At 61.8% G+C, this 13,151-nt stretch carries 9 protein-coding genes; 6 read left to right on the top strand and 3 right to left on the bottom strand.

Going from position 1 to position 13,151, the window contains the following annotated elements:
• Positions 1–82 precede the first annotated feature (82 nt).
• From AB4Y34_RS38875 to AB4Y34_RS38850, 6 genes are all read left to right on the top strand, one after another.
• Positions 83–1,279: an MFS transporter gene (locus AB4Y34_RS38875; RefSeq protein WP_368719032.1), complete on the top strand. Its 1,197-nt coding sequence runs from the start codon at positions 83–85 to the stop codon at positions 1,277–1,279.
• A 108-nt stretch (positions 1,280–1,387) separates the two neighbouring features.
• Entirely contained in the window at positions 1,388–2,578 is a 1,191-nt protein-coding gene (locus tag AB4Y34_RS38870; RefSeq protein ID WP_368719031.1) for a porin, read from the top strand.
• A gap of 410 nt (positions 2,579–2,988) precedes the next feature.
• Entirely contained in the window at positions 2,989–3,276 is a 288-nt protein-coding gene (locus AB4Y34_RS38865; protein ID WP_368719030.1) for a hypothetical protein, read from the top strand.
• Positions 3,273–7,076 carry a tetratricopeptide repeat protein gene (locus AB4Y34_RS38860; protein ID WP_368719029.1) on the top strand — a complete coding sequence of 1,268 codons (3,804 nt, stop codon included), beginning with the start codon at positions 3,273–3,275 and terminating at the stop codon, positions 7,074–7,076. Before AB4Y34_RS38865 ends, AB4Y34_RS38860 begins: the two co-directional genes overlap by 4 nt.
• 436 nt (positions 7,077–7,512) lie before the next feature.
• Positions 7,513–8,130 carry a HupE/UreJ family protein gene (locus AB4Y34_RS38855; protein WP_368719028.1) on the top strand — a complete coding sequence of 206 codons (618 nt, stop codon included), beginning with the start codon at positions 7,513–7,515 and terminating at the stop codon, positions 8,128–8,130.
• 3 nt (positions 8,131–8,133) lie between these two features.
• Positions 8,134–8,760 carry a HupE/UreJ family protein gene (locus tag AB4Y34_RS38850; RefSeq protein WP_368719027.1) on the top strand — a complete coding sequence of 209 codons (627 nt, stop codon included), beginning with the start codon at positions 8,134–8,136 and terminating at the stop codon, positions 8,758–8,760.
• Positions 8,761–8,788: 28 nt separating this feature from the next.
• Here AB4Y34_RS38850 and AB4Y34_RS38845 read toward each other — a convergent pair whose 3' ends face one another.
• The 3 genes from AB4Y34_RS38845 to AB4Y34_RS38835 all read right to left on the bottom strand — a co-directional run bounded on the left by AB4Y34_RS38845 (position 8,789) and on the right by AB4Y34_RS38835 (position 12,820).
• Entirely contained in the window at positions 8,789–9,922 is a 1,134-nt protein-coding gene (locus AB4Y34_RS38845; protein ID WP_368719026.1) for a HupE/UreJ family protein, read from the bottom strand.
• A complete protein-coding gene (locus tag AB4Y34_RS38840; RefSeq protein WP_368719025.1) occupies positions 9,919–11,049 on the bottom strand; it encodes a hypothetical protein in 1,131 nt (376 codons plus the stop codon). Before AB4Y34_RS38840 ends, AB4Y34_RS38845 begins: the two co-directional genes overlap by 4 nt.
• 265 nt (positions 11,050–11,314) lie before the next feature.
• Complete coding sequence (locus AB4Y34_RS38835) at positions 11,315–12,820, bottom strand: DUF4331 domain-containing protein (protein WP_368719024.1); 1,506 nt, start codon at positions 12,818–12,820, stop codon at positions 11,315–11,317.
• Positions 12,821–13,151 lie beyond the last annotated feature (331 nt).

Genomic DNA, 13,151 nt, shown 5'->3' with positions numbered 1-13,151 from the left:
TGATCCTCAGGAAGCTGAGGCTTTTTTACGCCGCTGTTCTGGCCGCTTTGCTCAACCGCTCAATCGCTGTCGAATACCAGCCGTGAGGGCAAGCGCCGTCCAAAACGAATTATTCAGACCCGACTATCTCGGCGACCGGATCGGGCGCAAGCGCGCGATCCTGCTCGGTGCGTGCTGGTACGGGCTCATCACGCTTGCAACCGCATGGGCGGCGAGTGTCGACCAGCTGCTGTGGCTGCGCTTCGCCGCGGGCATCGGCATCGGCGGCGCGGTGCCGAATGCGTTCGTGCTGGTGTCGGAATTCGCCCCGAAGCGGCTGCGCGCCACCTGGGTCACGCTGATGTTCACCGGGTACACGCTCGGCGCGGGCTTCGGCGGCGGCGTCGCCGTGTGGCTCGTGCCGCACTTTGGCTGGCCCGCGGTATTCGTGGTCGGTGGGCTCGCGCCGCTCGTGGTGGCGGCCGGGCTGTCGTTCGTGATGCCGGAGTCGCTGCGCTATCAGGTGCTGAAAGGCTGGCCCCGCGACGGCATCGCGGCGACCGCCGCGCGCGTGCGGCCCGAACTCGCGTTGCTGCCCGGCGCGCAGTTCGTCGTGACCGACGAGCGCCGCGTCGCCAGGTTCTCGCCACGAATGCTGTTCGCCGGCCGCCTGCGCTACGTGACGACCGCGTTGTGGCTCGCGTACATCGCCAATTCGATGGCGCTGTTCTTCCTGCAGAACTGGCTACCCGTGCTGATCGAGGCGACCGGCGTCGCCGCGCATCGCGCCGCGCTGATGACGACGCTGTTCTCGGTCGGCGGCACGCTCGGCGGCCTCGTGCTGATGCGCTTCATCGATCGCCACGGCGTGAGGCTCGTCACCTGTCTGCCGCTCGTCGGCTTTCCGCTCGTCGCAGCGCTCGGCATGGACCTGAATACGGCTTTGCTGACCGCCGCCGTGTTCGGCGTCGGCTTCTGCGTAGCCGGCACCCAGGCGGGTCTCAATGCGGTCGCATCGATCGTCTATCCGACCAGCTTCCGCTCGAAAGGCACCGGCACCGCGATCGGCGTCGCGAAGATCGGCTCGATCTCGGGCCCGATGATCGGCGGGATGCTGCTCGCCGGACATCTGCCGGTGCGCGAGCTGTTCCAGGTCGCGGCGCTGCCGGTCGTCAGCGTCGCGGCGCTGATGTTCGTTCTCGGGCGCATGTACCGGCCCGGCGATGCGCACGACGACGGCCTCGCCGACCACGATCTCGCGGGCGCCGCCGAGCCGCCGCTGTCCGCGGCCGAGCGGTAGGACCAGCAGCAGCGGCAGGGCCGGCTGTGCGCGGCGCACCGTCGCGCACGAGGCTCGCTGCCGCCTTTCATCCGCATCACCCAATTACATCGAAACCGGAGAAGCACAATGAAAACAGCAGTCTGCACTGCTGCGGTGGTTTGCGCCTTCGCGGCGCCGCTCACGGCCGACGCGCAAAGCTCGGTCACGCTGTACGGCATCATCGATACGGGCATTGCCTGGACGAATACGGTCGCGTCGTCGATCAAGGCGCAGGGGACCTCGCGCTGGTCGATGGCGACCGGCTGGGGCAGCGGCGACCGCTTCGGTTTTCTCGGACGCGAGGACCTCGGCGGTGGCCTGTCCGCCGTGTTCCAGCTCGAAGCGGGCTTCAGCGGACTGAACGGCACGTCGTCGCAGGGCGGCCGGCTGTTCGGGCGACAGGCGTACGTAGGGTTGGCGAGTAAGCAGTACGGCAAGCTGACGCTCGGCCGCCAGTACGACTACACGTTCGACTACGTCGCGCCGCTGATGTCCTGGCTGATGTTCGGCAGCATCTACGGCGCGCACATCGGCGACGTCGACGACAGTTTCCAGACGTTTCGCCTGAACAACAGCGTCAAGTACGAGGTGAGTCCGCTCGCGGGTCTGAAGCTCGGCGCGCTCTACGCGTTCAGCAATCAGGCGGGCGGCGACGCCGGCCAGGGCTTCGCCAACAACCGCGCGTACGGCTTCGGGGTCGACTACCTGCGCGGGCCGTTGCATGTGGTCGCGAGCTACTTGCAGCTGAACAATCCGTCGGCGGGGCTCGCGTCGGGGAACAATCCGAACGGCGCGATCGGCGACGAGTACAGCGGCTCGACCAGCATCTTCTATAACGCGGGCTTCGTCGAGCGTCAGCGGATCTCGGCGCTGGGCGCCGGCTATACGTTCGGCGCTGCAAACGTGAACTTCATCTTCACCAACACGCTGCTCGACTATCGTGGCGGCCACAGCCTGCGTGTCAACAACTACGAGATCAACGGGCGCTACTACTTCACGCCGGCGCTGATGGCGGGGGTCGGCTACATCTTCACCGATGGCGATGGCTATACCGGCAGCGGCGCGACGTCGTTTGCAACCGGCGAGCGGCCGAAATGGCATCAGGTGGACGCCGGCATCAGTTACCTGCTGTCGAAGCGCACCGATCTGCATATGTCGATGGTCTATCAGCGTCTGGCCGGCGATGCGAGCACCGTCGCAATCAACTTCTTCGGACCGGCTGGGGCGGGGCGGAACAGTCAGATTGCGGTGCTGGCGGGGTTGCGGCATCGGTTTTGAGCGAGGCGGCAGCGGTAACATGGCTGAACCCGCAAGTTCACAGCGACCCGCCCGAGTCAACCGACGAACTTCCTTAGCCGACCCAACTCAGCCACAAGACCCCGCGCCACCTTTGCGACCGCTTCCAGGGTCAAACGGTCCTTTCATAGAGGCGGCAAAAGGGTTCACCTGGTGGGCTCCGCCAATTCCTCTTCCACGTAGCGCAAGTGGTCTCCACGAGGTCTTCGCGGGGGTACGTATTCTGTGTCACGATCAGCGCGCCGGTGGTCGAATGCGTCCGGTTGCCGTGCAACTCCCAGCCAACTGTCGGAATGGGTCGCATTGTCGAGGGCGAGGCAAACTCCGGGCGGACGCTGGCATTACACCCAGCCATCGACTATTCTCGACAAGACGCACGTTTGGAGCGGGCAATGGCTATCGAACGATTCCTTGTCTACGGCCTTGCAGCGATTTTCTTTGTCGTCGCACTTGCAAGACTGAGGCGCTCGAACGTCCTGAAGGCAAGTAAGGTCCAGGGAAACATCGTTGTCGGGAACCAATCAGGCCACCTGACGCAAACCTATTCGGAAATGGCCGCGCCATCGGGTAAAGAAGGTCCAAGCCGGACTGCCCCGCACGGTGACCGCGTTGCGTGGGTGATCGGAATCGTGGCCGCATTGATCGCGGCGGCTCAACTGGTTCACGATATTCGCAAATGAAATTCCCCCGCCTTTTTCGTTGGGGCAGCTATGCGGTGTCCTCCGAAAAGATCGTTGGGAACGTCTTCGTCGGTTCGAATTCCGGTCTTGTTTATCAGGTGTACGACGGCCGGCAGCCATCACCACCGCCTATTGTGGACTGGGCATCGGGCTTGCCGAACCAGGGCGACCCTTTTGAAGTTTTCAATCTACTCTCCTGGCGGTGCAGGCTTGCGGACGACCTGATCGGCCGGGGTCCCGAACTCGACGAACTCCTCAGTTGGGCTCGATCGGGACAACCTTTGCGCATCAGGTTTCTTGTGGGTGCCGGAGGCAGTGGCAAGTCTCGCCTGGCCGCCGAACTTGCCGAACGACTGAAAGCGGAGGGCTGGTATGCCGGCTTTTCTGCACTTGAGCAAGGCGCGTCCCTTCCTGTTTCTGACAAGGGGCTATTGGTCATATTGGATTATCCCGAAGCATGGCGCGAGCAGGTGAGGAGTCTGCTTCGTGAAGCAGGTCGGGAAGACCGGCAAAAGCCGTCCGCGGCGGTTCGGATTCTGTTGTTAAGCCGTCGCCCTTTCGACGAGTGGAGACAAGACGTCCTCGATGCCCGTGCTTCACACGTCTGTGACGCGCATGAGGTGGCAATCCGCGCGCTTCCCACAGTCTCAGCGACGGTTTTGTTCAAGCGTGTCGCCTCTCGACTCGCCCAGCATCGTGGCTACAGCAAGCCACAGCTCGATGGTGCTGCAATCGACAATTGGCTCTCCCAAAACCCGGAGCTTTATGCATTACCCCTGCTGATCACGGCCGCGGCCGTCCACTTCGTGGACTCGCCTGACGAGACGCTCGACCTGACAGCGCCAGACATCGTCGCCGCTCTGATCGATCGTGAGCGCACCCAGCTAGATCGAGTCGGACGCAATACAGGGTGGGGAGAGCATGCCGCCTCCCGGTTGGTCGGGCTCGCGGCTTTGCTTGACGGCCTCGACGCTTCAACGATGCGGCGACTTGCTGCACCTGAGCTCGGGATCGGGCTGCCGGCTCCTCAGTATGTGGTCGATGGGGTGCGTCTGCTGGGCTGGTGCAGAGACAATCGATTTCCATCGCCAGCGCCTGACATCGTTGCAGCCGAACTGCTGCGACAGGTACTCACCGATGCTCAGGACCGTCGCGCTGACTGGGTATGGGCGACACTGTCTGAAACCGGAGCGGATCACATCGAACTCTTGAGCAGGCGTATGCACGACATGGTTACTCTGCATGGACCTGCTGAACGGATATTGCGTGACTCGCTTGTTGAAGCGGTCACGGGGAAACCTGAACGTGCCAAAGCATGGCGGGGCTTTCTTGAGGCCAACGCAGTCGGCTTCCGGCTAAGTCCGGTTGGTATCGCAGTTGGCCAGGCGCTGCTTGGTATGGCTGATCTTCCAGCTGCCGAACGCGCAGAAATTCTCAACGATCTGTCAAATCGCCTCGGCGACGCCGGCGATGGCGGGCCCGGGCTAGCCGCGATCCGCGAAGCGGTAGAAATCCGGCGGCGTCTCGTAGAGATGGACCAGCGCCAATTTGCTCCCGGTCTTGCTGCGAGCCTCAACAACCTGTCCGTCCGTCTCAGTGATGCAGGTGATCGCGCGGGCGCGGTAGCTTTAGCCCGCGAAGCAGTAGATATCTTTCAGTCTGTCGCGCAGGAGAACGGAAGTCAGTTCGCACCCGATCTCGCCATGAGTCTCAATAATCTTTCTGCCTTCCTGGGCAACGTCGGCGATGACGTGGGCGCATTGGCCGCGATCCGTCAGGCGGTAGAGATCCGGCAGCGTCTCATGCGGGAGAACCCGGGCCGCTTTGCACCCGATCTCGCCATGAGCCTTAACAACCTGTCGCTCCGCCTTCACAATGCCGGTGATGGCGCAGGCGCACTGGCCGCGATCCGCAAAGCGGTAGAAATCCGGCGGCGTCTCGTGCAGGAGAACCCGGGCCGCTTCGCACCCGATCTCGCCATGAATCTCAACAATCTGTCAGTCCGCCTTCACGATGCTGGCGATGGCGCAGGCGCGCTGGCCGCGATCCGCGAGGCGGTGACGATCCGGCGGCGTCTCGCACAAGAGAACCCGGGCCGCTTCGCAGCCGATCTCGCCATGAGCCTCAACAACCTTTCACGCTCCGTCGGCGATGCCGGCGATGGCGCCGCCGCGCTGGCCGCGATCCGCGAGGCGGTGAAAATCTATCGCTTTCTCGCGGAAGAGAACCCGGACCGCTTTTCGCCCGAGCTCGCCGGCAGCCTCCACAACCTGTCGCTCCTCCTGGCCAAAGCTAGTGATGGCGTAGGCGCGCTGGTCGCGATCCGCGAGGCGGTGGAGATACGGCGGCGTCTCGCCCAGGAGAACCCGAGGTACTTCGCTCCTGATCTGAGCGTGAGCCTTAACGACTTGTCGCTCCGCCTCGACGATGCCGGCGACAGTGCCGGCGCACTGATCGCGATGCGCGAGGTAGTGAACATCCATCGTTTTCTCGCAGAGGAGAACCCAGACCGCTTTTCGCCCGATCTCGCCAGCAGCCTCCACAACGTGTCGCGCCGCTTGGCCGATGCCGGTGATGGCGCCGGCGCACTGGTCGCGATGCGCGAGGCGGTGGAGATCCGGCGGCGTCTCGCACAGAAGAACCCGGGCCGCTTCGCTCCTGATCTAGCCCGGAGCCTTAACGACCTGTCGCTCCTTCTCCGTAATGCCAGGGATGGTGCGGGCGCGCTGGCCGCGATCCGCGAGGCGGCGGAGCTCCAGTGGCATCTCGTACAGGAGAATCCAGACCGTTTCGCGCCCGACCTCGCCACCAGCCTTTACAACCTGTCGCTCCACCTCACGGATGCTGGCGATGGAGCGGGCGCGCTGGCGGCGATCCACGAATCGGTTCAGATCCGGCGGCGTCTCGCACAGGAGAACCCCGGCGGCTTCGTACCTGCTCTTGCCGCGAGCCTCCAGGCCCTTTCGAACTGTCTTGATACTGAGGGCGACGGCCCGGGCGCATTGGCTGCAATACGCGAGGCGGTGAAGCTCCGGCGACGGCTAGTACAGGATGACCGGGACCGCTTTGCAGCCGATCTCGCCATGAGCCTCAACAATCTGTCGGTCCGCCTTGGCGATGCCGGCGACGGCGCGGGGGCACTGGACGCGATCCGTGAGGCGGTGAATATCTATAGTCCTCTCGCAAAAGAGGACCCGGGCCGCTTCGCATCCGCTCTCGCCATGAGCCTCAACAATCTGTCGCTCCGCCTTGGCGATGCCGGCGACGGTGCGGGGGCACTCGACGCGATCCGTCAGGCGGTAAGCATCTATAGTCCTCTCGCAAAACAGGACCCGGGCCGTTTCGCTCGCGATCTCGCCTCCACATTCCACAACCTGGCGAGCTGTCTCCGCAATGCGAACGATAGCGCGGGAGCACTTGCCGCGATAGCCGAAGCGGTCAACATCTATCGCTCGCTCGCAAAGGAGAATCCGGGCCGCTTTGCGCCCAGTCTTGCCAAGAGCCTCCACAATCTGTCGGACCGCCTCAAAGACACGGGCGATGGCGCGGGTGCGCTGGATGCGATTCGCGAGGCGGTGGAGATCCGTAGGCGCCTCGCACACGAGAACCCAGACCGCTTTGCACCTGATCTTGTTAGGAGCCTCAACAACTTGTCGGCCCACCTTATGGATGTCGGCGATGATGCCGGCGCGCTGGATGCGTCGCGAGAGGCGGCCGACATCTCGCGGTCTCTCTCTCAGGGGCACGGCAACAGTGGCCTGCATGGCATCCGTCGCGTTTCCGACGGCGACCCCGCCTGAGTATAGTCCCGTTGACTTCGGCGAACGCTTGCCTCTCGCGTTGCCTGTCCAGTTATTTCCTTTTGCTGCGCGGCAGTCTGGTCGTTTTCCGTTATTTCGGGCGAGTCATCGCCCACATATCCAGGTGCGGAAGAGGTGAACGACTACCGAGGCGTACGCCCGTAGTCGACCCGTTTTGGTCATTGGGTGCCGCTTCGTGTTACGGGCCGTTTTCGGAGGTCAAGCGGACAATGCGTGACGCGCGTCGCCGGATGTTGTCGGCTGAAGTAGACGAATGACGAGTTGCGCGTTGAGTTGCTGTGTCACTGCAAGCGACCTATAGTGAAGAACGCAAGGCAGGCGACTGGAATCGCCCCGACGGACGCGTACAAAAGGCCGGGAAGTCCGCGCCGATCTCTCCGGAGTCCGGTGCTACGTGTGGGCCCGCGAGAGGATCATGCTGACTTTCGACATGCGACGTGCGCTCCATGCGGGACTGATATTTGGGTGCGGGTCTCTTGCTCCCGTCATCGCACTCGCGCATACCGGGCAAGGTGACATATCCGGTGGCCTACTCGCCGGATTCAAACATCCGATTTCTGGCCTCGATCATGTCGTCGCAATGGTTGCAGTCGGATTGTGGGGGGCACAGTTGGGGAGGCCCGCGATCTGGGTGCTCCCGGTCACATTCCCGATCGTCATGGCCTTCGGCGGCGTTCTCGGTGGCTTGGGAGTCTCGCTTCCGGGGATAGAGCTCGGCATTGCGTTATCGGCACTGTTGCTCGGTGCGGCGGTGGCGCTTGCCTTGACTCCGCCGCTATGGTTTGCGGGTATGCTGGTTGCGCTCTTTGCCATCTGCCATGGACACGCGCACGGCGCGGAATTGCCTGGATCCGCGAATCCGATGACCTATGCGATCGGTTTCGTCGCGGCCACCGGCACACTTCACGCGTTTGGCATCCTGATTGGCACGGTCAATCGCTGGAAAGCCGGCAGCTTCGCACTGAGAACCGGCGGAGCCCTCATTTCCGGCTGCGGCGTGTATTTCCTCACGTCTGCGATTCGAGGAGCGTGACGCATGCATACGTTGCACCGGCTGGTCCGGCCAGCGGCTTGCGGTCTGATCCTGCTGTTGTTTGTTGTGTCAGCCGAAGCGCACGCCGTATATCAAGGCGCGGGCGACTTTTACGGCGGGATGCTGCATCCGCTGACGTCGCCGGAACATGTGTTGCCCATGCTAGCACTCGGCGTTCTGGCGGGACAGAACGGTCTGAAGCGATGCGAATTCGTGCTTTGGGCGTTTCCGGCCGCTTTGGCCGCCGGCGCGTCCATCGCCCTTTCCATTCCGGATCTGCACGGTATATTTCTGTTCAACATTGCCTCGGCCGTGCTGCTGGGATCCCTCGTGGCGGCTGCATTCGCGCTTCCGTCATGGCTGATTTTGGTCCTGGCCGCCGTTTTTGGCCTGACCCACGGGTACGCAAACGGGTCAGTCATCATGGGCCAAATCCGCCCAGGCAATTTCATAGCGGGCTTGGTGTTCGCGAGTTTCATCCTGATGGCCTACACGGTTGCAGCGACATCGTTCCTGCTTCGGCTACGGCCCACCTGGATTGCCGTTGCTGTGCGCGTCGCCGGCAGCTGGACCGCAGCAATCGGTCTTCTTGTGCTGAGCTTCAGTCAACGGGCTTTGCTGCTGTCCTAAAGCCGCCGTCTCCATGGCCGTCGGGGCGCTAGAGTGCAAGGACCGTCAGTCCGGTCGTTCGTTCATAAATCCACATTGTTGCGAAGACCGTGATGGCGGTCGATCCGCCATATAGCGTAGCCACGCGAAACCAACGACTTGAGCGATAGATATATAGAATTGGTAATAGCAGCAAAACCAGCGTGATCTGCCCCAATTCCACACCAATATTGAAGCCGGCAAGCGCTACCGCCAGATGGGATGTCGGGAGGGCCATACTGGTGAGCACGCTTGCGAAACCGAAGCCGTGGATCAAGCCAAAAGCAAACGCGACCAGCCAGCGGCGCATTCGCACCAGCGGAAAAATATTGTTGAGAGCGGAAAGCAGAATCGTCACAGCGATAGCGACTTCCACCCACCGCGACGGCAACGCCACGACGTGCAGCGTGGCAAGTGACAGCGTGATTGCATGCGCCGCCGTGAACGCGGTGACGAGCTTCAATACATCAATCGTCACGGCACCCGGAGAGTCGGCAGGGTGCCATTTTCTCTCGTGCAATACGCAAGCTGCCGGCAACAGCAGTGACAAGAGGAATAGGGCATGGTCGACGCCGCGCCAGATGTGCCAGATGCCCTCCACGACGAAGTCGATGAAGATGCGCCCTAACCCCTTCCCGCGTGCGTCCAGGATCTCAGTCGGATGACTAAGGCCAAGAATAGCCGTTGTCGTCGCGCCGTTGCTCACAACGTGCACGAGGCCTTTGTGCAGCGTGTCCACGTCGGCAAATAAACGGTAATCGATCCCGAGCCGGGTCGGTCGAGCTGGACAGTCCGCATTGAATTCCAGAACCGCATACGCGCCGTCGCTGTGGTGGTCGATCAGCATGTCGCCCGGATGAATCACGCACGAACGCCCGTCACCCGTAATCTTGATCCGCGTGAAAGCGTACGACTTAATGTCCGCCTCGCGGATCCGGACCTCGCCCCACGTCAGGGTGCCGTCCCCGTCGGCATCGAGAACGAGCGGGTTATCCAGGTCGCGAAGTGCGATATCCCATCGGCCCTCAATCGTTTTGTCGCTGACTATAAGCGTCAAGTAACTGTCACTGGGCTTGTGCGCGTGCACCGTGGCGGCCCAGCACAGCATGAGGAGAGCAAGCCACGCGGACGCTGACCGTTTCATGCGGACGAGCCGCTGCGCGTCGCCTGCATCGCGAGGCCGGCCCCAAAGACAATGCTTGCGAGCCGCGCTTCGAGTCTCATCAAGACCGGAGCGCGCAATCGTGCGGTCTTCAGCCATATCATCGCGGGAGCGGCACGGGCAGGCTGCCGGGCGGCGATTGCCGCCTCCATCAAAATCCGGCAATCCGCCACCTCCTTTTGCACCTGCCAATCGGCCTCGGCCAGGCTTAGCGCTTTTTCCGGGTCGTTAAGGAGTTTCAGATTAAAAATGGCTTCCTCGCGCAGGTGCACGCGATCACCCCGCTCGGCGGACGCCGCGAACCGGCTGCCCAAGTCTTCGACATGGCGCGCCAAATCTGCATTCAACCCTGCCTGTTTCTCTGCGAGCGCCAGGCGAAGGAGCAGGTTGTCGTTGCGCATGTCGCCCGCTAACAGGGCGAGGACTTCCTTCGGCCGACTCTGGTCGAGCAGAAAGTCAGCCCAGGCTGCCTTGAGGTACGCGTCGCGCGAATTGGCGGCCAGCGCGTTGCGAAAGAACTGTTCGGCATCTTCCTGCCTGCCCGTCCAGACCGCCGTTTCGGCTTGACTTACCAGCAGCCAGGGGTAGAACGTATCTGTCGGCGGTACCTGCGCGGCAAGACGTTGCAGAAGGAGATAAGCCTGTTCGGCCCTGCCATCGACTGCCGCTACATTGGCGAGGCAAATCCCCGCGATGACGGTATTCGTCAATATGAGCCGACCGCAACTCTGCTTAGCCTCCAAGTAGCGGCCTTGAACTTGCAGGATATTCGCACGGATCAGCCAGGCATCCGGATTGTCGGGCTGGGCGCGAATTGCGTGTTCCAGATCGTCGAGCGCGCTCGCGAAGAAATGATTGCTCTGCCGAACGCTGGCGCGCAACACCAACGCGCGCGGCGGCGGGTTTGGCTGTCGCAACCACGGTTCGATCGCAGCTTCGGCCTGGCCCAGGTCGCGCGGGTCTTGATCGCGCCGAAAGCGCTCCAGGTGGCGCTTCGCGAGCTCGGCCGCAAGGTCGAAGTTGTGGCCGCGCGCGGCCAGTGCGGCGTGCAGGCTTGCGATGGCCGAATTAAGTGGATCGTGCGCACGGGGCGGGAGCGTTTCCAGCACCTGTGAGTCCTGGCGCGGCCGCACGGGGGCGGCGTCCACCAAGGTGGCCGCCAACCCAGCGAAGAGACACGCTCCGCACAGAAGGCGCTGCACACTGGTATCCCTTCTAGTGACCGGGGACCGGTTCGAACGATCGGGCACCAGCACCTTGAGGACGCTTGATCTTATGCGCGCCATGCGGGTTGTTGCGAACTGAGAGTCGGACGGTTAAACCCCGATGCACCGTGATCCGATGCAACTCATACTGGTTGCGCTTGCTCGGTCATCAATTGGTCGCACCGGGGATCGGCGTAGTCAGATAAGGAAAAGAATTGTCGAATACGCTATCGTCGATTGCTACGCCGTCTGTCAGCGGCGCCGCTCCGGCTGGGGCGTCGGACGGCGAGCAGCCGAAGATTCCAGGGTTATTGAATGTGCACAGCACGCCCATCACCACCCTGAGTGATGCCGTGACGACGTCGTCCCCTGGCCGCCGTCCGTTTGGAAAGCCCGCATTGTCGCCGGCAAGGACGCCCAGATTGTTCTGACTGCCCTTGGGTGTGGGCGGAATAGACGTATTCAAACGCAACATTTCGGAAGGAGTGACCGTTCTTAGCTGATTGAGTCCCTGAAATCCGGTAAGGAACGTGAAAACCAGATCGAGGCGCGGGAAATTTGTTGGCGCTTTGGCCGCGAAAAGGCTCTCGATCAGCGCCGGAAGCGTGGGATTCGTCACATATTCAGCAAACTGCCCATCTTTCGCGGGCTTTGAATTATTGAATTTGTCCTTGTCCTTCAGGCCGATCACGAGTTCGTTGACCAGTGGCATCCCGAGCCGGGAAACTTGCACCCAGCCCCCCCTTGATCTTTCTGGCGTGCTTTTAGCGCTGTCTGGATTTAAGGCAAACAGCCTCTCCTGGCGAATACTTGACGTCGTCCAGCCGCCGATGACCGGGGAGCCGCGCTCGCCAACCAGACATCGGGTTGGCACCTCGAGCGCGATCGAGGTGATGTTCTTGTCGGCCAAATCGTTCTGGTTACCGTTTCGGGGCCCCAGCGGATTGAGGTTAATCAAGTCGAACGTCTTGCCGAGCGCCACCGCAAACGACTCCTTGCGCTGGCCCACAAAAACGCGACCTGGAGCCCCGCACCCCGGAATATGGATCGTGTAAATATACTGTTGCGCATAGCTGGCATAACCACTTACGCTGCCAAACGTTTTGGTCCCTATGAAGTCCGTTGGTTTGGTGAACGTCGTGATGCCGCCCGGGCCCGTGACCACTTGCTCAGAATCGTCGTCATCGTCGCCACGCAATACTTTGAGCGTGTAGGTTTCGTTGACGTTCAGCTTCGATGAATCGCCGGCTGACACCGGGCCCGCCTGAACGAGAGGAATCGCCACCGGCTTACCGCCGATGTTCAGTGCGACATTATTCACTGCATTCGTGAAACGAAATTGAAACGTAAGGTGCGCGCTGCCGTCGCCGACGTTGTCGATGTGTATTTCGTACAGAGCATCGGGGTCGAGCGCGAAATAATTCGGGCCGCCGTAGGCATCTTCCAAAGGCGAGTAGTTGGCGATCAGCGTCACATAACCGCGTCGGTCCGGCTCATAGCTGTTGAACATGTAGAAGTCGGTGCCATCCACCTTCGGCATCGTCGCAATCAGCGGCGCCTCACGATGGCTCGATGCGTAAACACCGCTCGCAGCGGCGCACAAAAGAATCGCTGCGGCGACTACCTGCATTGATGTGAAGTAGACCGGCCGATCCTTAAATCTCGGAGTAAGCATGGCAGCTCCTCAAAGATACGACGCTGCAAACAGACTGCTTGGGATGAGTCTTTTCTCTGTATAGACGTCCTTCTATGGAAAGGCGGACAAAACCAAGGCGGAATTTGCCACTAGTCTGTCGACAAAATCTGCATAGTTTCTCAACACCAGCGCAGATCACTTGCGGGATCGTCACACGCCCGAACGGCCGCTAGCTGATGGCGGATTGATATGACTTTATATGAACGCCTCCCGTTTGCTAGGCTTTTGTGCGCTATGACGTGACGTAGGTTGGGCTGCACCTTTATATCCGGCCTTGTTGCAGCCTGTTGGTTGGCTGCGGGCCCCGATG

The organism is Paraburkholderia sp. BR10954 (genome assembly GCF_040965775.1).
GTDB classification, from domain to species: Bacteria; Pseudomonadota; Gammaproteobacteria; order Burkholderiales; family Burkholderiaceae; genus Paraburkholderia; species Paraburkholderia youngii.
Note: the sequence above shows the minus strand (reverse complement) of the source record. Positions and strands in the feature narration are given on the sequence as shown.

Coding starts and splice junctions, on each gene's coding strand:
- AB4Y34_RS38870 (WP_368719031.1), top strand. CDS start 1,388: ATGAAAACAGCAGTCTGCACTGCTGCGGTGGTTTGCGCCTTCGCGGCG.
- AB4Y34_RS38865 (WP_368719030.1), top strand. CDS start 2,989: ATGGCTATCGAACGATTCCTTGTCTACGGCCTTGCAGCGATTTTCTTT.
- AB4Y34_RS38860 (WP_368719029.1), top strand. CDS start 3,273: ATGAAATTCCCCCGCCTTTTTCGTTGGGGCAGCTATGCGGTGTCCTCC.
- AB4Y34_RS38855 (WP_368719028.1), top strand. CDS start 7,513: ATGCTGACTTTCGACATGCGACGTGCGCTCCATGCGGGACTGATATTT.
- AB4Y34_RS38850 (WP_368719027.1), top strand. CDS start 8,134: ATGCATACGTTGCACCGGCTGGTCCGGCCAGCGGCTTGCGGTCTGATC.
- AB4Y34_RS38845 (WP_368719026.1), bottom strand. CDS start 9,922: ATGAAACGGTCAGCGTCCGCGTGGCTTGCTCTCCTCATGCTGTGCTGG.
- AB4Y34_RS38835 (WP_368719024.1), bottom strand. CDS start 12,820: ATGCTTACTCCGAGATTTAAGGATCGGCCGGTCTACTTCACATCAATG.